This window comes from Cytobacillus firmus (genome assembly GCF_023715565.1).
GTDB lineage: Bacteria > Bacillota > Bacilli > Bacillales > Cytobacillaceae > Cytobacillus > Cytobacillus firmus_C.
This window is the reverse complement of sequence record NZ_JAMBOJ010000057.1, coordinates 1-22,085: the sequence shown is the minus strand read 5'-3', so window position 1 is coordinate 22,085 and position 22,085 is coordinate 1. Positions and strand designations below refer to the sequence as shown.

The following is a 22,085-nucleotide window of genomic DNA, read 5'->3' as shown; positions in this document are numbered from 1 at the left end:
GATGTTTTTTGTAAATGATCAGTACTATACACTGGATGATCTTGAAAGACAGTATACGGTATTTGAGAATATTCATTATTTAAAAGATTGCCGGAATAGGAGAATGGCTGTTTGTATGCCCGATGCTTTTCAATGGCTTGCACTCTGCTTATTTGTCCGCAGTAAAGGAGGGTCCATTGTCCCCATCCATCCTTCTGTCCCGAAAGAAGGGGCAATCAGGATGGCAAATAAGTCGGGCAGCCATTTGCTGCTTTATGAAAATATCCACCTGCAGATCCACTTGTCACATAAAATAAATGAAAAGGAAGGCGTTCTGGTGCAAATGAGTTCAGGTACGACTGGAGATCCGAAATGCATTGAACGAACATGGGAATCGATTGAGAAAGAGATTGACAGCTATGTCTCGGTGTTGCCGGCTGATAATCAGACGACTTCAGTCGTTGCCTGCCCGACGACCCATTCCTATGGTTTAATCTGCGGTGTATTGGCGTGCATGATGCGCGGGGCAGAACCGCTTATTCTGACAAATATGAATCCTAAGTATGTACTGAAAAAGCTGAAGGAGCATCCTAAGCATATTCTTTACGCTGCTCCTGCACTGCTGCATACTTTAACGCGCCTAAATAGGGATGGGCAGCGGTTTGATTCTGTCATGACTTCGGGCACGCTCATGCCTGCAGGCTGGCTGGAAGCGTTAAAGAAAGTATCAAATCGAGTGCTTCAGCAATATGGCTGTTCGGAAGCAGGATGTGTGGCCATTCATCCGGATGTGAGCAACCCGCGTGAAATGGGCTACCCTCTTCCACATGTAAAAGTGGTGGCCGGAAGCATCAAAAATCCTGGAGAAATTCTCATTCATGATTCGCAGAAAACAATTTATACAAAAGATCTTGGCTATATAGAAAATGGTATTCTGTCATTCCTGGCCAGAATGGATGACACCATCAATGTGGCAGGATTGAACGTATATCCGCAGGAAGTGGAAGACGTTTTGATGCAGGAACCAAGAGTTATAGAGGCAGTTGTTTATAAAAAAGTTCACCCGCTTTCAGGGGAGAAAGTTTGCGCGCAGTATGTCTGCTCCGAATTCATTGAGGAAGAGGAACTGAGAGAATGGTGCAGGGGTTATCTCTCCCCCTACCAGGTTCCGCTGGAATTTCAGAATGTGGAGGAAATCGAAAAGCTGCCGAACGGTAAGGTCAGCCGGAAAAGGCTGGGGGAAGGAGTGCTCGCATGACAAGACAGGAAATCTTACAGATAATTCATGACATTTTACAAGATCATTTAGAGCTTCCTTCTATGAAGGCTTTTCATGAAGATGCACGCTTAAATGAAGATTTGTATATGGATTCCATTATGATTCTGCAGTTGATCCTACATTTGGAAGTGGATATGGGATTTGAAATTCCAGATGAAATGATTGTGTCAAAAGATTTCCGGACGGTAGGAAGTCTGGCTGATTTTCTTGTGCGAAAGCAGAAGCCGGCTGCAGTGGAGGGATCTTTATGATTAAAGTGCATTGTTTTGTAAGCTGTGTGTGCGAAGCGGTAAAAAAGACAGAAGGAGCTGACCATCGTCCTTATTATTTCGGAGTATGGGATGCCGATTTCGATGTGCTGGAAAATGGAGTGTTAACGTATCATTCCAAACGAATCGACCATAATTTTTTTCATCAGTGGTATGAAATGCTTTATGGCATCAAGCTGCATAAATGGTATGACGAAAAGCAAAGCAAGCAGGAAAATATAAAGGAAATGATGAGGTTGCTGGAAAACAAGAAGCCCCATGAATATGTCATGGTGATGCTCGATTTGTCAAAGCTTCCAGAGCGGGAAAATAAATTTCACCAAAGCCCTTTTCCCCATTACGTGATGCTGGAAAAGACGGAGAACGAAGAGGAATGGTTTATGTATGATCCGGACTTCCGCTGGGAAGGAGTGCTGGCTAAAGACCGGATCCTGGCTGCCATTGAGGACCCTTCAGCTGAAGGCGGCTATTTCTTTGATGCATCTGACATTATTATGCCAACTGCTGAAACGGTTGAGGCTTACTTTAATACATGCATCAAACATGATTGCAATCCAATGACAGATGCTGTTGCAAAGATTATTGAACTTCATGCTGCTGGAGAAAAAAAGTATCCGCTGTCAGGTCTGGCATCGGCTTTAAGGGAATTGCCTGTTCTCGCCATACGGAAGTATGCCTATGAACATGCTTTTGCGTTTTTCTGGGAATCGCTTGACTATGATGAAGAAGGCTTTGAAGCATGGTGTGATGAAATTGAAAAACTTGTGAAAGGCTATACAGCCATACAATACAGGGCCATGAAGCTCGCTATGACTGGAAACATGCTTTTAATGGACGAAATTACTGCAAAGCTGGCAGAACAGAATATCCTGGAATTTAAAATAAAAAGTGGTTTGCAAGAGAGCTTTGAGGCTTGGTCTGAACTGCAGCAATCTCAAAATATAAAGGAGGCCATTCTATGAAACTTTCTCTGTGCACGATCTCATTCCGGCATCATCTCCAATCGATTGACCAAATTGCCCACTGGGCCCAGAATAATGGGTTCCAGGGAATTGAACTATGGGGTGTCCATGCCAAGAATCTGGAGGAAGATATCCATTATGGAAGTGAGTGGCTGAGTTCATATGATCTTGAGACAAGTATGCTGAGCGACTATTTGCCCCTGGATGCACCGCTTCCTGCCTTAATAGCCGAAATGAACGCCCTATGTTCACTAGCGCATCGCTGGGGAACAGACAAAATACGGACATTTGCCGGGAACAAGGGCAGTGCGGATATCAGCAGATTAGAGCGGATTGAGCTTGTTTCGCGTATGAAGATGCTTTGTAAAATGGCTGAAGCTGAAGGAATGCAGCTGTTGGTTGAGACACATCCGAATACTTTGACAGATAATCCATCTTCTGCACTTCAGCTTCTTGAGGAAACGGATCATCCGTCATTAAGGGTAAACTTTGATGTCCTGCATATTTGGGAATCAGGGGTGGATCCTCTATTTGCTCTTAAACAGCTCCAGCCATATGTTTCGCACTTTCATTTCAAAAATATTGAATCACGCAGCAAGCTTGGGGTCTTTGCCCCTAATAATGTGTATGCAGCAGCAGGCAGCAGGGAAGGCATGGTTTCACTTTTTGAAGGAGCTGTGGACTATCGTCAGTTTTTAAGAGAGGCAGCTGAAATGATGGAAATGGACGCTTCATTGGAATGGTTCGGACCAAATGTGAAAAGTATTCTGGCAAAAGACAGCAGGGAGATTAAGAAGGTTCTTCAGGTTGAAGAAGCAAGGTAAATGGACAATTGTAAGCAGAAAAAAATCAATCAAACGTTTGATTGAAAGGAAATAGACCCAGTATTGGTACCGGATAGAGAGAACCGCTGCGTTTTTTTATTTGGGAGGGATCAATGACTGCCGATTGCCTGTTCTATCGCAACCGCCGCAGAATCAATGGAAGGATACATCCTTTTCTGTGAAGTTACCGTATAAGTAACCTCAAATGAATGAGAGTCTTTTATATAACGGACCACTAGAATCTGCGATTGATCTTTTGAAAACGTTTGAGTGATTTGGCAATCGCTGTAGTATTTTAACGTTTCTAGCATGTTTTTCGTATGATCTAATGGCATAGTCCACAACCTCCTTCTTGGTTTGGTACACCCCATAATGATCCTAATTCCATTATAAGGAACAGAGCCTCCCGTTTAAATGGATAATTTGTCGCATTTTATCAAAATATTCGGATTTTTTATCTGTAAAAAAAGGCCAGTCTGCAATAGACTGGCTGTTTCTTATGCAAGCTGTTGCTCGGCAAATTCTCTGTATAGCTCATGAGATTGTGTCAGTTCATAATGAGTGCCAATCCCTGTCACCCGGCCTTTTTCAATAAAGACAATTTGATCTGCATCTATAATTGTTGAAAGGCGGTGGGCGATGACGAAAGTTGTCCGGCCATCCATTAAGCGGATAAGCGCCTGCTGGACGATGCCTTCCGATTGACTGTCGAGGCTGGCGGTAGCTTCGTCCATCATTAATATTTTAGGGTCGCGCAGGAATGAGCGTGCAATGGCAATCCTCTGCCTTTGTCCTCCGGAAAGCTTCACACCCCTCTCACCAACTTCTGTATCAAGTCCTTTCGGAAAATCGGCAATGAACTGATCAGCATATGCCATTTTGGTAACTTCCCATAATTTCTCATCTGAAATGTTTTCGGGTTTTTCCAGTCCATAGCATAAATTCTCGCGAATCGTACCTGCCATCATAGCGCTTTCCTGTGAAACATAGCCGATTTGACTGCGCCAGGATTTAAGCGATATCTGCTGGATGGGTGTATGGCCAATTTTAATTTCACCATCAGCTGGCTCATAAAATCGTTCAAGCAATCCAAACAGGGTGGTTTTTCCGCTACCGCTAGGACCTGCTAATGCAATCATCTGGCCTGGCTGGGCTTCCAGTGAGATATTTTCCAGAACACTCTCTTCTTCGCTATAGGAGAAAGAAACATTTTGAATTGTAATCGGCTTGCTGCTGATATCCATCTCGATGCCGTTCTGCCCATCTTCCAATGGCTCTTCTAAAATATCTATGATTCTTTCCGTTGCGCCTTTTGCTTTTTGCAGCTGTGTAAAAAACATCGCAAATGAAGTGATCGGCATAATAATTTGGAATAAATACAGCAAAAAGGCTACAAGGGAACCAGTTGACATCGTCCCGCTGGCCACACGCATGCCTCCATAGGAGATAATCATGACGATGACCACCATCATGATCAGATACATCGTCGGGCCGATCATGGCAAAAATGCGGGCTTCCCGCAAACCATAGCCAAGCAGCTTGTCGATGCCATCCAATCCTTTTTTTTCTTCATTTTTCTCTGCCGTTGAGGCCTTCATTAAACGGATTTCACCGAGTGTCTGGGTAATGTTACCGGTGAAAATGGCCGTTTCATCTTGAAGGCCACGGGATATTTTTGCCATCTTTCTGCCAAGCGGAATCATAATGGCCAGTGTAATAGGAACAGAAGTGAGCATCAGCAATGTCATTTTCCAATCCATCACAAGAAGTATAATGATTGCACCGATAATACTGATAATCCCGGTAATAAATTGTGGGAAATGATTGGTGATCAGCTCCCTGACAATGCTGGTATCATTAACTACGCGGCTGACTGTCTGACCGCTGGATTGCTGATCAAAATAATGGACCGGCAGCCTTATGAGCTTTTTCCACATCCGCCCCCGGAGCCGCGCCACCAATTTTTGGCCGACATAGCTCAGCAGGTAAATGGAAATCCCGCTAATAACCGCCTGAAGGATAAAGGCTGCTCCGATTCCGATGATGAGCGGAACGCTTAAAGATTCAACCGAAAAACCGTCCACCAGATTTTTGGTCAGCAGAGGAACCACCAGCCCGGTAAGGGTGGTTAAGATGCTCGCTGTTAAACCAATAATGAGCGCAGTCTTTGGAATTTTTGTTGATAGAATTAGTGAAATAAAAGGTTTTAGGCTGGTTTGCTTTTGTTTCATTTTGCTTGCTCCTGTCTTATATATATATATCCTAATCATTATATAACATTGAAACTTCCATTTCCTGTTATGCACCTTAACGCCTATTCGATGAATAGGATATGTTAAAAACCTAAAAAGGATGGATAGCCGTGGCAATCAATTTTCCGGTAGGCATCAAAACGATGACAATCAGCACTGGACCCACCAAAGTCGTATATTATCCCCGAGTATCAGGTATGCAGAATAAGCAGCTGCAGGAAATGATAAACAATACCATTCTCAGGCAGAACCAGCAGCTCATTAACGAACAGACAGGCAATATGGATACAACCGTTGTGGATTTGTATGGATATTATGAGATTAAAAATAATCAGCGGGATGTGCTGAGTTTGTCACTGAACAACTATGTGTACCATTACCATGCTGCCCATGGAATGACAGTAATAAAATCACTGACGTTTGATCTTCAGAAGGGGAAGCAGGTGGCCCTTAAGGATTTATTCAAGCCGGGAAGTGACTATGTAAAAAGAATATCAGATCTGATTAAGGTGCAAATCAGGGAGCGTGACATTCCGCTTTTAGTAGACTTTAAAGCCATTAAGCCGGATCAGGACTTTTATATAGCAGACAAAGGGCTGATCATCTATTTTCAACTCTATGAAATAGCGCCATACGCCTATGGTTTCCCGATGTTTCCGATTTCGGTATATGAACTGCAGGACATTATAGATGAAAATGGTCCGCTGGGAAGGATGGCGGCAAATTAAAGATTGAAAGGGGATATGCGTTAAAGCGGTATCCCTTTTTCATTGTAAAACAGTAAAACTTTCAGCTGTCTCATTTATAATAGAAATGGCTTCAATAAAACCCGTTCGTAATAAGAAAGAGGTAAACCAATGGATAATGCAGAGAAGATTTTCTTAGATTATACAATTGATAAAGACTTGGGCGAGTCAGAGAAAGAGATACTCTCTTTTTTGATTGAAAGCAGAATAGATGAACAGCAATTAAGCATCCGGAAAGCTGCGGATGAGCTGTTTATTTCGACTACATCTATCATCCGTTTGTGTAAAAAGCTGGGGTTTAGCGGATACAGTGAATTTATTTATAATCTTGGCCTTAAAGTGAAAAAGGTACACAGTTCAGATTCTGGATCAGTAGAAGAGATCCATCTCCCAATGGAAGCAGGTATTGGTGAATTCAGAAAAAATATCAGGACTACTTTTGATTACATAGATGAGAAGAGCATTTTAGAGTTTTTAAATGAAATTAAAAAGCATAAGATGATTTATTTTTATGGAGCAGGCTTCTCTACGCTGTTCTCTAATTATCTTGCTAAGAAGTTGGAGCTTTTCGGATATTACGTGTCGAATACATCGACTAGTGACAGCCGGGCAATTTTCTTTAATAACATCCAGAAGTACCGGCTGATGATTGTTTTTTCGCGTTCAGGGGAGACAAGCAAGGTGATTGAAAAGGTCCAAATAGCAAAGGAAAAGGGTTTAAAGACCGTGCTGTTTACAGGAAATGACAAAAGTACCACGGTGGAATTGGCTGATATAGTGTTTACTATTCTTGATCCGACCATCGAGTCCCAGCGTGAATTTGAGATAACCTCATTTGAATCGAATATGTTTATGCTCATTGATATTATCCTGATTTTAGCTATTAAAAAAGGAATTATCCAAGAATATTAGCTCATGTAACATGTTACTTTTTTTGGTGAAATGGTACAGAATCCGCCATTCCCATTCCTGCAGCTTAGATTCCACGCTATACTGTGGGTATTAATTGATAGCGTTTACTTTTAATTAGAAAGGAAGACAACAATGAAACAAGTGGTGAATGGTCTCCAGTTATTTGGAAAATCCTTGTTTGCCCCGATCTTAATATTACCGATCATTGGTCTTTTCATTGCTTTTGGAAATGTATTTGGCAACGGGAACCTGGCCCAGTACGTTCCGCTTCTTGAAAATCCAATGATACAAAACGTCGGAAAGTTTATCTCTTCTTCGGCAGTTTCCATCCTTCAGAATCTCGCCCTGATCTTTGCGGTCGGCATACCGATCGGCTTGGCAAAGAAGGATAAAGGCTACGCAGCTTTAACAGGGTTAGTAATATGAAAAACTAGAATCGTTACAATCCAGAAATGCAATCGCTGGGAAAGTTTCAGGTGTAGACGCTGTTCACGGCATCTTCATTCAACTGGATGTTGGATTAGAAGTAAAAGGCGTTAAACCTAATTATCTGGAGGAGCCAGTGGTCGGAGATGTGGTAAGCTGCGCAATTCGAAGCATCGATAAAGAGAATCGGAGAGCCAAAGTTGTCATTACTGGATATCCTAGGGGTAAAAAGAAACGCAGGGACGTTGGAGCGTTCTTGTTTGAATAATGGAAGCTCTTATTCAAGACCAGCCTAACCCAGGAGTAACACAGGAGTATCCATTACTCACAACAAAGAAAGGTGAAGTGCCTTATGGGATCACCCCTTCCTTAAAGGCACTAAGGTCTTGCCGAAGAAATACTACCCTTACACTAATTTAGAAAGTGTTGTAGAACATTTTACGAGGGGTAGGTTAGACGAGAAGGATTTCACACTCTTAAAAGTTCTTGGTGATGCCATTTGTGCAAACGAAAACCAATTACGCAGGTATCTATTGCCTATTATGAGTTCTTCTCAAACATCTTTAAGGCTAGACCGCTTGCGCCGAAATGGGTTTGTTGAACGCTGGAAAATACGAATTCACGGAGAAGAGGATTCAGTAAAACCACCCGCTCCCTTTACTTTGGGAATGGCCGGATTTAAGCTTTTAAAGCACTATTATAATTCTGATTTCTTTATGGACGCGAATCGTTGGGATTCTTTAGGTGTTGGTGGAATCAAACGATATGTATCCATGAATGAACTTCGCTGTTTAATGGCGGAAATGAACATTTTAAAAAAATGGAAGTGGAATCCGATCATTGCCACTAACCATCAAAATAACCGACCATTAGGAGCGGCAATCATAGAGTTTCCCCAGGGTCAAATGAATTTCCTTATTGATCGAGTTCAAGGGACTCAAAACTAAAAACTATATTGGGTATTTCAAGGAAAGACTATTCAATTGGAAAAACATTTATGAACACTATGGAAGAATTCCAGTAAGTGAGTTTCCTGATAATACTTCCTATATCATAATATTTGCTTCCACCCTTAGCATTGCGAATCATATACATCAAGAACTAATGCTGGATACCTTCCCGTTTAATATATGGGTATGTGTGGAGGAGGACGTACTTGATGGTGGATTTAATACATCTTTTTACATTCCGAACAAGCAAGAATTAAAACGAATTCGACTGGATTTTTAAGGAGATGGAGAAAATTAACAAGGAGCTTTCAAAAGAAACTCATCTTGTAAAAAAATTCTTCAGGGCATAATGGGAGTAAAAGTGAAAAGTCAGCTGCAGACGCCAAGAAAGTAGCAAGGCTGATATCTATCATCGTAGCGGAAAAGCATACAAAGAATTCTTTGAAAATATGGATTCTGAAACAGATTATCATAATGAAAAAGGGTTCCTTAAACACTCATTTATTCTTAGAGAAGAATGAAAAGACATTGGCCAAGTGCCGTAAATGCAATAAGCTAAAAGAAACGGAGCACTACTTCAGCTTGTATTCCATTGCAATACTGGATGAAAAGGTCGATATAGAAGGGAGAAAACCACTCTTCATTTTATATTCACCATATCCAATATTAAGAGACCGTTTGCCTGACCTTGAGAAGCTGGAGGATGTCAAAAAGTACAATGGCCATGAGCTTGCTACGATAGGGAAAGGGAAGAGAGCTCATGACAGCATGCTAACGGCATTAAAAAAAGAAACGGTGCTGCGTTATTACTTAAAAAACTTTGAGCAGTTAAACCAATATTTAAGCGAGAGGGATCGATGTCCTTCCTAATTAATGCCGATAATATCTGACAACCTATTTAAATACATTAAGGTGATTAAAAGAGGGAGTGCAAACTCCCTCTTTATTGTTTACTCCTGTTTTCTAACAGCAGCAATAAGGAGATCTGAACTGCAAAAAATACTCAAATAGTTTATATTTACCCTTTATTTATGGTAAAATTAAGATAAGATTAGAAAATTATGGAGGTCATCCATGACAAAAATTGAAGATAAGTTCTATTTATTTTTGTCCAGGCAAGCCTATGCTATTGATCACAAAAGGCTGCCCAACTTTATTAAGAACAACAACAATCAAAAAAGCCATAAATGGGAAGTTGTAAAAAACAAGGAATACATAACAACTGATCCTACTACCGGCTTCGATGCTTTCGTCGTTAAAAATAAGGACCAGATTGTGGTTGCATTTCGCGGAACTCAAGGGGATGATATGCTCGGGGCAGGTATGGCGGACTTAGAAACTGATATTCAATACATCGTAATGAAGGATAAGGTACATCAGAAGCAATCCAATCCAAGAGGAGATAGGCTCGATGTCTATTACAATCCCAAGGAAAATGTATGGTACAAGAAGAATCAGTTTCAACAAGCAGAAAAATTAATCAGTGATATCAAAAAGGACAACCCTTCTGCTCAAATATCCGTCACTGGACACTCATTGGGAGGAGCACTTGCCCAATACGCAGCGGCAAAATATGAATTAGGGGCAGTGACATACAGTGCGCCAAGTGTTATTGATTTACTGGATGAAAAAACAAAGGCAAAGGCAGTCGCTGGAGATTTTGATTCTTCCATTGTCAATTATATTCACCCAAAGGATTCAATTGGAGCTGGTGGGCTTGAGCTATATGAGAGGCATATTGGATCCACCTACTACATTGGTTCACGATTCAAATATGAAAATATGGATAACGAAGGCAGACCGATTAAGAGGCTCTTGGAATCAGTCGCTAGTTATCATGGCATGGAAAATTATTCTTTTGATAAGTATGGAAACATCAATAATGCAATCTTATACAATGTTTTAGTTGGTGTTGAAGTTCACAGGTCTCCACGCTATGTAAGTGCGGAAGCTGGACTAATACACGTAACTCCTTCTCATTTGCTTGAAGTTGCCGAAAGCGTTGAGAAAGTCAAAGAAAGTATTATGGATGAGCTGCCTGATGTGAAAAACAAAATCAAAAACAAGCTCATTCATGGTGGAGAGAGGCCAGAGACGATTGATATTGGCTATGAAGTGTTTAATGAGCTAATCAAGATGGAAAACTGGCTCAATGAAGAAACGTCAAAGTTCAGTCATTTTCTAAGATTTGCAGCAAAAGAATTTAAAGAGGCGGATAAGCTGGTATGATGGATGAAAAAAAGATATCTCAATACCTAAATGATATTAAAAATCTCAGTGATGCTGAAAGTGAGCTTGATACTTTCATAGGAAAACTTAGAGTGGCTCAGCTTAAATACAGGGATAGCATGGAACAGCTATATAGCTGGAAAGCAGGAGAAGCAAAAGAACGGGCAAGTCAATGGTCGGCAGATTTCTTCCTGGAGCTCTCTAAAAAGATTCATCGTTTGGAAGACAAACGGTATGATATAATCCAGACAAGAAAGAGGCTGGATTCGCTCATGCGGGCTGAGATTAATTCCGGTCCGAAGTGGTAGGGGGAATGGAGATGCTAAAGAGAATCCTGTTATTGATTATGGCAGCATTAATTTTGCAGGGGTGTAGTGATATGTCTAAGGAAGAAGAAGAAAGAATCGTAGAGAAGTCCACTGAATCCGCAGTTCAGTATTTCAACGAGGAAGAGGGGATGGATGTCGTTATAAATGAGCATGAGTTTACTACTCGCACAAATGGCACGGAAATCTTTCTTTATGGATACGAAAAGGGGAACGAGGACAACAGGATTCATGCCATGGTCAGTTTTGAGGATGATAAGTTCGAAGTGCAATTAATAGGCTTTGACGAAGAAAAATAATGTTTTCGACATCTTTCAACAAAAATTGATTTTGGCTGAAAAAGTTAACATCATTATATTATGTTCGATTTTATTCGTTGGATTGCCCTTTGGTTGGTCAACCGAAAAGTCTCTATTGATGATATTTGTTGTAATCGTTTCTGGTTCAGTGCGCTTATACTGATTATAGTTTGAAGATCTGTGTTTCTTCCGAATAATTGATTGAATTCCAAGTTCCTTGTAGAGTCGAAAGACTCTTTTATGATTGATTTGCATTCGGTATTCTTCCTGAAGTTCCATATGAACACGCCGATAACCCCATTGCTTATTGGATTTCTCATATAATTGCAGAATCAGCTGCTTCAATTCAACATCCCTATCAAAACGTATATACTTTTTGTATTTGTAGTATCCACTTACTGATACCCCAAGAAATTTACAAAGTTCCGCTACATTAAATTGTTCTCTTAAGAGATCAACTACCTGAAACTTTAATTTCTTCCCTCCCTCATCAAGATTTCCTGAAACTTTTTTAAAACAGAATTCTCCATTTCCAATTTCCGAATGTAACGCTCTTGATCTGTATACTCTTTCCTTCGACCCCTATTATCTAAATAAAATGCTTGTCCTTCTTTTTGATATTTCCTCCACCAAGTCTTTACAGTATTTCTGCTTGGGATATTTAGTTTGTCAGCTACCTGTTGTGCTGAAAAACCTTCTTCTTTTAACTGGATCGCTTCCGCTTTAATCTCCAAAGAATAACTTTGTAACCTTTGCCCTTTTTTGGCCATAAAAATCACCCCTTAAGTCAATGTTGCCCAACTGTGGGTTTTTCAACATCTACTATAAGGGGTGCAGTCTAAAACCAGGTGGCTTTTTCTTTTTGAACAAACGGGGCAGTTTAGTTGAACAAGATTTTTGTCTTTGTGGTATAAAATATGGTTGGTATTTTTGAATTATGGTGAGGAGTTTGTGAAATATGGAACTAGTTATGTTACTTGTGGTTTTTCTTATATTAGCAGTAATTAGTTTTTTTCTTAATATTATGCTTAAAATGACAAAAAAAACAGACTGGTTAATGTCATTATTTATTAGTCTTTTTTTAAGTGTTATAATTTACGCAATTTTAAAAGGTTAAAAAATGGTCCAAGTTCTCCAACATTTGGGATCTTACAGTACAAGAATCAAAAACACATATTAAAAGCCGTCAAACTGCCAAGAGCTTTGAAACGGGGCGGGTTAGTTGAATAAAGCATAGTTATTGAAAGGGAAATTAATGAAAATTTATTAATGCAATGCATCAGGTTCTGAATCTTTCAGAACGTTTAGTTCCAGCAGAAGAAATGCAAATTTCCGGGCAGGCAATAGTATTAAATGTTCAAGTTCTGGAAATGGGTGTTTTTGCCGGAATATTAATCGGAGCTTTAGTTGGTGTTCTTCATAATAAATATTGCGATACAGAATTTAAAGGTGTCCTTTCCATCTATTCCGGTCATCACTTTGTAGCCATTTTGGCTATCCCAAGTGCCATGATTTTAGGAGCGCTTGCAGCAGAGTTCTGGCCGATTGTCCAGAATGGGATCACGGCACTGGCAAATGGTATTCGAAGTTTAGGAGACTTTGGTTTCCTTATCTATGGTTTCCTGGAAAGATCCTTGGAGTTGAGAGATAAGACCTTGTAGTAGATTACTTTGGGCTTAATCACTTCGGCTGGTTTACTAAAGTAGAAGTGGATGGAGTTGACCGTCTTCCTGAGCTTCGTGAGCATATCAGCAAATGGGGTCTGCTGACAGAGGACATTTCTAAAATCGATTATCGCCATGCTGATTCATCCTGGATTAAGACATTTAAAAACATCAAGCTAATTATGGAGTACTTCCCGGATTATATTCCGAACCCTTATCTGCAGTACTACCTGTTGCCGGATTATATTGTGGGGAACTCAAACAAAGAGTATACCCGCGCAAATGAGGTAATGGCCGGCAGAGAAAAATCATTATTTGAGACGGTCAGCAAATTTGAGGAGACTGGCATCCTGGATGATGCGTTCCATGTTGGTGTACACGGAATCTTTATTGTCGATGTCACTGTTTCCATCGCACAGAATCTGGCAAAACGCTATCTTGTAATGGTAGAAAACAATGGAACTATTCCTAACCTGCCGGCAGATGCCATGATTGAAGTGCCTGCCTTGATCACTATAGGACCTGTTCCTGAGTATGTCGGTGAAATACCGTACTTCCACAAGGCCATGATCGAACAGCAATTGGCATCAGAGAAAATTCTGGTGGAAGCCATAACAGAAGGATCTTATGAAAAAGCATTGCTGGCCTTCACACTTAACAAGACTATTCCATCTGCCATTGTGGCGAAAAAGATACTGGATGACCTTATCGAAGCCAACAAGGAGTATTGGCCAACGCTTGAGAAGAAGTATAAAGAAGGTATATTGGTACACTGATGAAAAAGGGTGAAGCACAGGCTATGACTGTGCTTCTTTTTTTATAAAATACAAAACCGCTCCTGCCAAAATGGCAGAAAGCGGTTTTGTAAAGTTAAAAATTAATTTCGGATCAGATAGTCAAACGCCCCAAGAGCTGCAGTAGCGCCGGATCCCATAGAAATAATGATCTGCTTATAGGCACTGTCTGTACAGTCTCCTGCAGCAAATACACCTGGGATGTTTGTGGCACCATGCTTGTCTACAACGATTTCGCCGAAGCGGGTACGCTCGATCTGGTCGCCTAACCAATCTGTGTTAGGAACCAGGCCAATTTGAACGAACACACCTTGCAGTTCAACATGATGCGTTTGTTCTGTTTCACGATCCATGTATGAAATACCGTTAACTTTGTCAGTCCCGGTAATTTCAGTTGTTTGGGCATTTGTGACAACCGTTACGTTTGGAAGGCTGTTCAGACGTTCCTGCAGAACGGCATCTGCTTTCAATTCAGGATTGAATTCGATAACCGTCACATGGTTCACAATTCCTGCAAGGTCTATCGCTGCTTCAACACCGGAGTTGCCTCCGCCGATAACAGCTACATCTTTGCCTTCAAATAATGGTCCATCACAGTGAGGGCAGTAAGCAACCCCTTTGTTTTTGAACTCTGCTTCGCCTGGCACGTTGACGTTTCTCCAGCGTGCACCAGTTGAAAGGATGACTGATTTACTCTTCAAAACAGCACCGTTTTCAAGTTCGATTTCAACAAGGTCCTTCTTTTCAAGTCTCTTGGCACGCTGCAGATTCATGACATCGATGCCATAATCTTTCACGTGTTCTTCAAGGCTTGCAACAAGCTTAGGTCCTTCCGTGTGCTTCACACTGATGAAGTTTTCAATGCCTAAAGTGTCCATGACCTGGCCGCCAAAGCGTTCGGCAACGATGCCGGTGCGAATGCCTTTTCGTGCTGCATAGATGGCAGCACTTGAACCGGCAGGGCCGCCGCCAATGACAAGCACATCATAAGGATCCTTATCTGCAAATTCTGATGCGTCAGGGCCTGTTCCCATTTTCGCCAAAATTTCTTCAAGGGACATACGGCCACTGCCGAATGATTCGCCATTTAACAGAACTGTCGGCACTGCCATGATTTCTTTAGCATCTACTTCTTCTTTGTAGGCAGCACCATCGATCATTGTGTGAGAAATATTAGGGTTTAGAACACTCATGACGTTAAGAGCCTGTACTACATCAGGGCAGTTATGGCAGCTTAAGCTGACATAAGTTTCAAAACGATATTCGCCCTCAATCTTCTTCACCTGGTCGATGACTTTCTGGTCGACCTTAGGTGCTCTTCCGCTAACTTGAAGCAGAGCAAGCACTAAGGAAGTAAATTCATGTCCAAGAGGAATGCCTGCAAAGGTAATGCCAGTATCTTCACCTGGACGATTTACACTAAAGCTTGGCGTTCTTTGTAATTCAGTACGCTCAACTTTAATGTGAGAGGACATACTGCCTAACTCATCTACTAAAGCCAGCATGTCGCTGGATACTTTATCTGATCCAGCGCTGACTTTTAGAAGAATGTCACCCTCCATCATCTGAAGATATTGAGCTAATTGTGCTTTTATATCTGCATCAAGTAACATGATTATCGAGCTCCTTAGATTTTACCTACTAAATCAAGGCTTGGTTTAAGTGTTTCAGATCCTTCTTTCCATTTAGCCGGGCAAACTTCACCTGGGTTGTTGCGTACATATTGAGCTGCTTTAAGCTTGCTTACAACTTGGCTTGCGTCACGGCCAATTCCGCCAGCGTTGATTTCAACAGTTTGGATGATGCCGTCCGGATCGATGATGAATGTTCCGCGTTCAGCCAGTCCATCTTCTTCGTTCAGAACTTCGAAGTTGCGGGAAATTCTCTGGTTAGGGTCACCAATCATAACGTATTCAATCTTGTTGATTGTTTCTGAGTTATCGTGCCACGCTTTATGAGTAAAGTGAGTATCAGTTGATACAGAATAAACTTCTGCTCCCATATCTTTTAAAGTTGCATATTCATTTTGAAGGTCTTCTAACTCAGTAGGGCATACGAATGTGAAATCTGCAGGGTAGAAGCATACTACGCTCCACTTTCCTTTGAAGTTTTCTTCAGTAACATCGATGAAATCACCGTTATGGTAAGCCTTTGCTGCGAATGGTAGTACTTCTGAACCGATTAATGCCATGATTAAATTCCTCCTTAAAATGATTGAGTGATATGATTATTAATTAAATAGCGAACTATTTAATAATAATTCTAATTCGGTAATAATTATCATATACGACATATTTTTTGTCAAGGGATAAACTGTGAAAATTTGCTCCTTATCGCTTAAGAGGGAGGAAACTTTAAATAACCCAATATGACTCCCTGGTTTAATTCTGCTTTTTCTAAGGTGGAGTCAGTACGAAATGGCACTTTCAAAATGGCCTGGAGCACGTTAATTACAGTATAACTCTTTCTTCTGTTAATTACCCTTTTTTTGCCTGTATCAATCTCAACTAATGTTATATTTAAGTTTATAATTGAGAATGTGTTTTATAAACCGTTGGATTTGACGGCTAATAATCAAGTAGGTCCACATTAATTTATTATTCCCTCTTCAGTTAAAAACAATCGATATGAAAGTAAAAATAGTTCAATCAAACGTTTGATTGAAAAGAGATATGAAGATCTGGCAAATATTCTATATAATATAATAGGATTAGTTTTTAATGCTGCTGTCAGAATTTTGATAGCCATGTCTAAACAGAATAATGCTGAATAATGGAGGAAAACGAAATGTCTAGCTTGCCTAATTGCCCAAAATGCAGTTCAGAGTATACGTACGAGGATGGGGTGCTATTAGTATGTCCAGTATGTGCACATGAGTGGACAGCGGAATCCGAAATCAACAGTGAGGACGAAAAGGTGATTAAGGATTCTAATGGAAATGTCCTTTCTGATGGAGATACGGTATCCGTCATTAAGGATCTTAAAGTGAAAGGCACTTCTTCTGTAATTAAGATCGGAACCAAGGTGAAAAATATTCGCCTGGTGGAGGGCGATCATGATATTGACTGTAAGATCGAAGGTTTTGGCGCCATGAAGCTGAAATCGGAGTTTGTGAAGAAAGTATAACGAAAAAAGGCCTATCCTTCCATGGGTGGGCCTTTTTTACATTTCCTTTTGCGGGTTCTAAAATAGTAGTGGAAAGGTCATCACCTCTGGTTTATGATTAAGAAAGAATATTAAGAATTTCTCAATATAGGTGGGAACCTCTTTGATACTATTAGACTACATTGTCAATCTCTCCATTTTTTCATTACTGGTCAGTGTGCCTTTAATTCTCCGTTCGTTTATCAGTCATAAACCGCTTAAGGACCTGCATCTTTTAGGTGGCATATATGCAGGCATTATTTCAGTTATTCTTGTGGGTTTATCTTTTAACGAGCAGGGTTATTCCTATGATATTCGCTATGCTATTCTGATTTTGGTATTTTCCTATTTGGGGCCGGGAGCAGGGGTTATCACCGCAATTATCGCTCTCGTCACAAGGCTTGCAGTCAGCCAGAATTGGCTGCCTGCTGTAATAGGGATGCTGCTTATTTTGATTACGTTTACTATCATACATAGATATACACAGCACCTTAAGGCAGTTAAAAGAACGGCCCTATTATATGGTGGGTATTGTATCATTTATATTATAACGGTACCTATCATTTTTAACGTTTTTCGAGACAGCCCGATTTTTCATCTGCAATATATTTTGTTTGTGGGGCTTGGTGTCGTTGTTGGAAGTTTGTTAATTGAATCCTATGAAGGATTAATTAGGATCATCACAGAAAAAAAACGAATGGAAAAAACGCTGGAAGAAAGTGAAGCTAAATACCGGCTAATCGCTGAAAACACTTCAGACCTAATCGCAGTTATGGATAGGGATCGCAGCTTAAGTTATTTATCTCCATCTCATGAGTTTGTATTAGGATATGAAATGGCTGAACTGTCGAAGATGGAAGTGGATATTGTGCTTCATCCTGATGAAGCGGAAAAATTTCAAGAAGGCATGCAAAGGATATTTGAGAATAATGAGAAAATGGCTATGGAGTTCCGCCTAAAACATAGAGAAGGGCATTGGATAGAATTTGAAACACTTTGTATGCCGGTTGAAGGTGAAAATGGGATAGTCGAGCATGTCGTCATGATTAGCAGAAATATTTCTGAGCGGAAAAAAGCAGAAGAATTTCTTTTGCAGTCTGAGAAATTATCAATTGTCGGGGAGCTTGCAGCCGGAGTTGCCCATGAAATCCGAAATCCACTCACAACCATTAAAGGGTTTGTGCAGCTATATAAGAGCGGCAATAGCCAAATTAATGATTTACTGCTAAGCGAACTGGAGCGCATTGAAAATATCACCACTGAAATGCTTTCGCTTGGAAAACCGCAGGCCATCCAAATGGACACGGCTAAGTTAACGGATATTATTGAGAATACAGTCGAGTTATTATCTCCGCAGGCAAATATGAACGGCATCCAGTTCAAGCTGAATTTGGCTCATAGTGATTTTTTGATATCATGCGAAAAAAATCAAATCAAACAGGTTTTTTTGAACATCCTAAAAAACGCCATGGAAGCCATGGGTGACGGAGGGGAGATTAAGGTTTCCCTCAAGAGTAATAATGACGGGGAATGTATTGTCTCATTCCAGGACCAGGGGTGCGGAATACCTGACGAATTTCTGCCGAGACTGGGTGAACCTTTCTATACATTAAAAGAAAAAGGGACAGGTCTTGGACTTATGATTTGCCATAAGATCATTAAGCAGCATCATGGCAGCATCGTATATAAAAGCAAGATTGGTGAAGGTACTTTAGTAGAGATTACTTTGCCGCTTTTAAAAAATTAAATAAATCGAAAAAAGCAGGGGGAGTCCCTGCTTTTTTCAATTTATTTTGGAAGAACCTTCAACCTCGGGATCCATAAGTCTCTTTTTTGCAAAGCAAATACAATAATGAGCATGATAGCCTCTGCAGGATAAACCGGGAATGAATAGACCATCTTCTCCTGTAACATTTAGATATTTCGGAAGTCCTCGTCTATTGGATGGTGAGCTCGTATCTTTTTCAAAATTTTTCAGCCCTATGCTATATAGACTTCAAAACTCTTGTCATTCCGAAACAATTGAGCTATTAAATCGCCTTTTTCTTAATCTTACTTTGCTTTTCCCTGCATTGATTAAACTTGATCAGGTTATTAGATAAAAAGATATAATAAAGAACCATTCATTCCAATCAAACGTTACCTTTATATAGTCTAATCCTCTCTATATAGGATTTTGCGGAAAAGCTTCATAATTTTGACGAGGAGTCTGCTGCTCATCGTACCGGTATATTTAGAAATCAAAATTGTCAGGGTCTGGTCCGACGCGTAAATGTTCATCTAAGGAATTAATCAATTCCATGTCTTGCTGAGATAGTTCAAAATCAAATAAACATACATTTTCCTCTAAGCGATGAGGTTTTGTTGACTTAGGGATGACGATAATACCGTTTTGCAGGTGCCACCTTAGGACAATTTGCGCAATGGCTTTTCCATGTTTATCAGCCATTTCAGTCAGGATCTCGTTTTCGAATAATCCGCCTTGCATTAGTGGAGCCCACGCTTCAATATGCATGTTATGTTTGGCAGCAAAGGCGCGAAGTTCAGTTTGAGCCAATTTCGGGTGCAATTCAATTTGGTTAATCATAGGTTTGATCTCAGCTGCTTTCAATAGATTTTCTAAATGGCTGACCTGAAAGTTACTGACACCAATCGCTTTAATCTGGCCTTCTTTATATAAATCTTCCAGCGCTCTCCAAGTTTCCGTGTATTTCCCCTCAACAGGCCAATGGATCAAATAAAGGTCAAGATATTCAAGTCCCATTTTTTCCAATGAGGTGTTAAATGCCTTAAGAGTTGCTTCGTAGCCTTGGTCGGAATTCCACACTTTTGAAGTGATAAAAAGTTCCTCTCTATTACAGCCAGATTGGCGGATGGCTTCTCCAACCCATTCTTCGTTGCCATAGATTGCAGCTGTGTCGATGCTTCTATAGCCAATCTCAATTGCTGCTTTAACAGCAGTTATTAGTTCTTCTTCGTTTTCCACTTTAAATACACCAAGGCCAACTCTGGGCATGTTAACTCCATTTGCAAGTGCTGCAGTAGTAGATAAAGATAGTTTATTCATATAAGTCACTCCTTAATTAGTCAATTTGTTTCTCAAGTTTTTTTAGCCATCCTGTCAGAAATACAGCCCCAAGCACCATTACTCCGCCAATCCAAGGTGTGTGAATTAAGCCGATAGAGTCGACAATCAGTCCGCCGGCAAATGAGCCGATAGCAATCCCGATATTAAACGCTGCGATATTAAATGCTGAAGCCACATTGACAGCTGAAGGAACATATTTCTCAGCCAGGTTTACCACTAAAATTTGAAGGCCTGGCACATTCATGAAAGCAAATAAGCCCATTAGAAAAATAGCTATAAGCCCAAGAATTTTAAAAGGTGCTGCAAAAGTGAGAAGGCCCAAAATAATGGCTTGCAGAGTAAATATCCAAAATAACGCATTTAATGGATTTTTGTCAGAAGCTTTTCCGCCAATAACATTGCCAATAGCCACGGCCACTCCGTAAGCAAGCAGAATAATGCTGACCCATTTTGCGCTAAACCCTGTTACTTCTTCGAGAAGGGGTGTCAGATAGGTAAAAGCTACAAATGTTCCTCCGTATCCTAGTGCAGTAATGCTAAATGCTAAAAGCAGTTTTCCGCTGTTTAAAATTTTCAGCTGTTCACTAAACTTGGAAGCTGGTGCTTGTTTAAGATTTGCAGGAATCAGTATGGCACTGGCGATAATCCCGATTATCCCTAGGAGAGCCACTCCCCATAAGGTGGCTCTCCAGCCAAATATCTGTCCAATAAAGGTTCCGAGCGGTACACCTGTCACGGTTGCGACAGTCAAGCCGGTGAACATAAAGGCGATCGCACTGGCCCGTTTATTTTCAGGTACTAAATCAGCAGCAATGGTCGAACCAATTGAGAAAAAGATGCCGTGTGAAAAAGCTGTTATAAAACGCGCAGCAAGCAAAAGGGCAAAAGATGAAGACATGGCTGCCACAGAATTTCCGATGATAAATAAAACCATTAATGACATAAGCAAAGACTTTCTGTTCATTTTACTGGTCAAAGCAGTTAGTACAGGTGCACCAATAGCAACTCCCAAGGCATAACCGGAAATCAATAAACCGGCCAATGTAATGGAAATTCCCAAATCACCTGATATGGTAGATAAAAGCCCTACAGGCACAAACTCTGTAGTCCCTATGCCGAATGCACTGATTGCGAGTGCAAAAAGGGCTGGAGTACTGCCTTTTTCTTTTTGTCTATTTATTGCAATTGAATTCATCAGCAATGAATCCTCCTTATTAAAGTAATAGCAGTTAAGAAAGTATAGCCAGGCGCCTTGGCCATGCAATCTTATGATAGATAGTATGGAGCATGTCAAACATAGTGAACAGTACGCACCTAAAAGTAATGCAGGCACTAAAAAGTACCCTATGGTCAATTTCACCATGTTGTTTTATGCTTCCTTATGCTATTATGGATGGCATGATTCGAAATGAATAGTACGCACTTTAAAGTAATGTAGGTACTTTTAAGTGCCTATCAAAAAGAGGGGGAAGGCAGTTGGCTTACAATATTCCGGTAGAAGCTACTTTAGATGTGATTGGCGGGAAGTGGAAAGTTGTAATCATGTGTCATTTAATTAAAGGTGAAAAGCGAACCAGTGAGCTTAAACGCCTTATGCCTGGAATTACGCAAAAAATGCTGACTCAGCAGCTTCGTGAACTTGAAGAGGATGGAGTTGTAAACCGCACTGTTTATGATCAGGTGCCCCCTAAGGTGGTATATTCACTAACAGATTACGGATGGTCACTTCGCCCGATCCTGGATGCGATGTGCAACTGGGGAGAAGGACATATTGAGTTAACTGGCGGAGAGCTTGTGGAGCAATAAAAAGTTAAGGAGGCTGGGACAAAACCCACCTCTGAAATGAAAAAGCCGGTGACATTTTACGACGAGTAAAATGTCACCGGCTTTGATTGTTTTTGAAAAAAATAAGGACCACTTCTGATACAATTAAGTTACCACA

Annotated in this window: 24 protein-coding genes and 1 pseudogene; 17 read left to right on the top strand and 8 right to left on the bottom strand. The window is 40.6% G+C overall.

Translation table 11 applies throughout. The annotated features are described in order from the left end of the window. Position 1: 1 nt before the first annotated feature. Genes M3205_RS19555 through M3205_RS19540 form a run of 4 tightly spaced genes read left to right on the top strand, consistent with a single transcriptional unit; the run spans position 2 to position 3,313 of the window. The gene (locus M3205_RS19555) at positions 2-1,237 is read left to right on the top strand and encodes an AMP-binding protein (RefSeq protein WP_251171406.1); all 1,236 of its coding nucleotides are present in this window, start codon (positions 2-4) and stop codon (positions 1,235-1,237) included. Beyond that, on the top strand, positions 1,234-1,509 hold the full coding sequence (gene asbD, locus M3205_RS19550) for a petrobactin biosynthesis protein AsbD (protein WP_251171405.1): 276 nt from the start codon (positions 1,234-1,236) through the stop codon (positions 1,507-1,509). The genes M3205_RS19555 and asbD overlap by 4 nt, the downstream gene beginning before the upstream one ends. Further along, positions 1,506-2,489, top strand: coding sequence for a DUF6005 family protein (locus tag M3205_RS19545; RefSeq protein ID WP_251171404.1), 984 nt, complete (start codon positions 1,506-1,508; stop codon positions 2,487-2,489). Before asbD ends, M3205_RS19545 begins: the two co-directional genes overlap by 4 nt. Beyond that, positions 2,486-3,313: a sugar phosphate isomerase/epimerase family protein gene (locus M3205_RS19540; RefSeq protein ID WP_251171403.1), complete on the top strand. Its 828-nt coding sequence runs from the start codon at positions 2,486-2,488 to the stop codon at positions 3,311-3,313. The genes M3205_RS19545 and M3205_RS19540 overlap by 4 nt, the downstream gene beginning before the upstream one ends. Before the next feature lie 110 nt (positions 3,314-3,423). On the opposite strand, the gene M3205_RS19535 is transcribed toward M3205_RS19540, so the two are convergent. Together M3205_RS19535 and M3205_RS19530 are read right to left on the bottom strand one after the other, a co-directional pair. Beyond that, the gene (locus M3205_RS19535; RefSeq protein ID WP_251171402.1) at positions 3,424-3,648 is read right to left on the bottom strand and encodes a hypothetical protein; all 225 of its coding nucleotides are present in this window, start codon (positions 3,646-3,648) and stop codon (positions 3,424-3,426) included. 162 nt (positions 3,649-3,810) lie between these two features. Continuing rightward, positions 3,811-5,544 carry an ABC transporter ATP-binding protein gene (locus tag M3205_RS19530; RefSeq protein ID WP_251171401.1) on the bottom strand — a complete coding sequence of 578 codons (1,734 nt, stop codon included), beginning with the start codon at positions 5,542-5,544 and terminating at the stop codon, positions 3,811-3,813. A 131-nt stretch (positions 5,545-5,675) separates the two neighbouring features. Here M3205_RS19530 and M3205_RS19525 point away from each other — a divergent pair, with 131 nt between their 5' ends. The 8 genes from M3205_RS19525 to M3205_RS19490 all read left to right on the top strand — a co-directional run bounded on the left by M3205_RS19525 (position 5,676) and on the right by M3205_RS19490 (position 11,453). Beyond that, entirely contained in the window at positions 5,676-6,293 is a 618-nt protein-coding gene (locus M3205_RS19525; protein WP_251171400.1) for a DUF3298 domain-containing protein, read from the top strand. 129 nt (positions 6,294-6,422) lie between these two features. Further along, positions 6,423-7,223, top strand: coding sequence for a MurR/RpiR family transcriptional regulator (locus M3205_RS19520; protein ID WP_251171399.1), 801 nt, complete (start codon positions 6,423-6,425; stop codon positions 7,221-7,223). A 132-nt stretch (positions 7,224-7,355) separates the two neighbouring features. Next, positions 7,356-7,649: a PTS transporter subunit EIIC gene (locus tag M3205_RS19515; RefSeq protein WP_251171398.1), complete on the top strand. Its 294-nt coding sequence runs from the start codon at positions 7,356-7,358 to the stop codon at positions 7,647-7,649. A gap of 386 nt (positions 7,650-8,035) precedes the next feature. After that, on the top strand, positions 8,036-8,596 hold the full coding sequence (locus tag M3205_RS19510) for a hypothetical protein (RefSeq protein WP_251171397.1): 561 nt from the start codon (positions 8,036-8,038) through the stop codon (positions 8,594-8,596). Positions 8,597-9,073: 477 nt separating this feature from the next. Then, the gene (locus tag M3205_RS19505) at positions 9,074-9,469 is read left to right on the top strand and encodes a hypothetical protein (RefSeq protein WP_251171396.1); all 396 of its coding nucleotides are present in this window, start codon (positions 9,074-9,076) and stop codon (positions 9,467-9,469) included. A gap of 204 nt (positions 9,470-9,673) precedes the next feature. Beyond that, entirely contained in the window at positions 9,674-10,828 is a 1,155-nt protein-coding gene (locus M3205_RS19500; protein ID WP_251171395.1) for a lipase family protein, read from the top strand. Then, the gene (locus tag M3205_RS19495) at positions 10,825-11,136 is read left to right on the top strand and encodes a hypothetical protein (RefSeq protein ID WP_251171394.1); all 312 of its coding nucleotides are present in this window, start codon (positions 10,825-10,827) and stop codon (positions 11,134-11,136) included. The genes M3205_RS19500 and M3205_RS19495 overlap by 4 nt, the downstream gene beginning before the upstream one ends. A gap of 11 nt (positions 11,137-11,147) precedes the next feature. Continuing rightward, positions 11,148-11,453, top strand: coding sequence for a hypothetical protein (locus tag M3205_RS19490; RefSeq protein WP_251171393.1), 306 nt, complete (start codon positions 11,148-11,150; stop codon positions 11,451-11,453). 15 nt (positions 11,454-11,468) lie between these two features. Here M3205_RS19490 and M3205_RS19485 read toward each other — a convergent pair whose 3' ends face one another. Further along, positions 11,469-11,798, bottom strand: coding sequence for an IS3 family transposase (locus M3205_RS19485; protein WP_251171392.1), 330 nt, complete (start codon positions 11,796-11,798; stop codon positions 11,469-11,471). Between the two features lie 125 nt (positions 11,799-11,923). Continuing rightward, entirely contained in the window at positions 11,924-12,223 is a 300-nt protein-coding gene (locus M3205_RS19480; protein ID WP_159871984.1) for a helix-turn-helix domain-containing protein, read from the bottom strand. A gap of 504 nt (positions 12,224-12,727) precedes the next feature. Between M3205_RS19480 and M3205_RS19475 the strand changes: the two genes are divergently transcribed. Beyond that, on the top strand, positions 12,728-13,114 hold the full coding sequence (locus M3205_RS19475; protein ID WP_251171391.1) for a PTS transporter subunit EIIC: 387 nt from the start codon (positions 12,728-12,730) through the stop codon (positions 13,112-13,114). 17 nt (positions 13,115-13,131) lie between these two features. After that, positions 13,132-13,893: pseudogene (locus tag M3205_RS19470) on the top strand (family 4 glycosyl hydrolase); the annotation flags it as partial. Positions 13,894-13,994: 101 nt separating this feature from the next. On the opposite strand, the gene ahpF reads toward M3205_RS19470, so the two are convergent. Beyond that, positions 13,995-15,524 carry an alkyl hydroperoxide reductase subunit F gene (gene ahpF, locus M3205_RS19465; protein WP_251171389.1) on the bottom strand — a complete coding sequence of 510 codons (1,530 nt, stop codon included), beginning with the start codon at positions 15,522-15,524 and terminating at the stop codon, positions 13,995-13,997. A gap of 14 nt (positions 15,525-15,538) precedes the next feature. Continuing rightward, positions 15,539-16,102, bottom strand: a complete 564-nt coding sequence (gene ahpC / locus M3205_RS19460; RefSeq protein ID WP_009335870.1) for an alkyl hydroperoxide reductase subunit C — start codon at positions 16,100-16,102, stop codon at positions 15,539-15,541. 596 nt (positions 16,103-16,698) lie between these two features. Between ahpC and M3205_RS19455 the strand changes: the two genes are divergently transcribed. Then, positions 16,699-17,037, top strand: coding sequence for a zinc ribbon domain-containing protein YjdM (locus M3205_RS19455; RefSeq protein ID WP_251171388.1), 339 nt, complete (start codon positions 16,699-16,701; stop codon positions 17,035-17,037). Between the two features lie 142 nt (positions 17,038-17,179). Further along, positions 17,180-18,802 (top strand): ATP-binding protein, encoded by a 1,623-nt coding sequence (locus M3205_RS19450; protein WP_251171387.1) that lies wholly within the window; start codon positions 17,180-17,182, stop codon positions 18,800-18,802. Between the two features lie 486 nt (positions 18,803-19,288). Here M3205_RS19450 and M3205_RS19445 read toward each other — a convergent pair whose 3' ends face one another. After that, entirely contained in the window at positions 19,289-20,122 is an 834-nt protein-coding gene (locus M3205_RS19445) for an aldo/keto reductase (protein WP_251171386.1), read from the bottom strand. A gap of 16 nt (positions 20,123-20,138) precedes the next feature. Continuing rightward, complete coding sequence (locus M3205_RS19440) at positions 20,139-21,338, bottom strand: MFS transporter (RefSeq protein ID WP_251171385.1); 1,200 nt, start codon at positions 21,336-21,338, stop codon at positions 20,139-20,141. Between the two features lie 281 nt (positions 21,339-21,619). On the opposite strand from M3205_RS19440, the gene M3205_RS19435 reads away from it, so the two are divergent. Further along, positions 21,620-21,949 (top strand): winged helix-turn-helix transcriptional regulator, encoded by a 330-nt coding sequence (locus M3205_RS19435; protein WP_061793047.1) that lies wholly within the window; start codon positions 21,620-21,622, stop codon positions 21,947-21,949. Positions 21,950-22,085 lie beyond the last annotated feature (136 nt).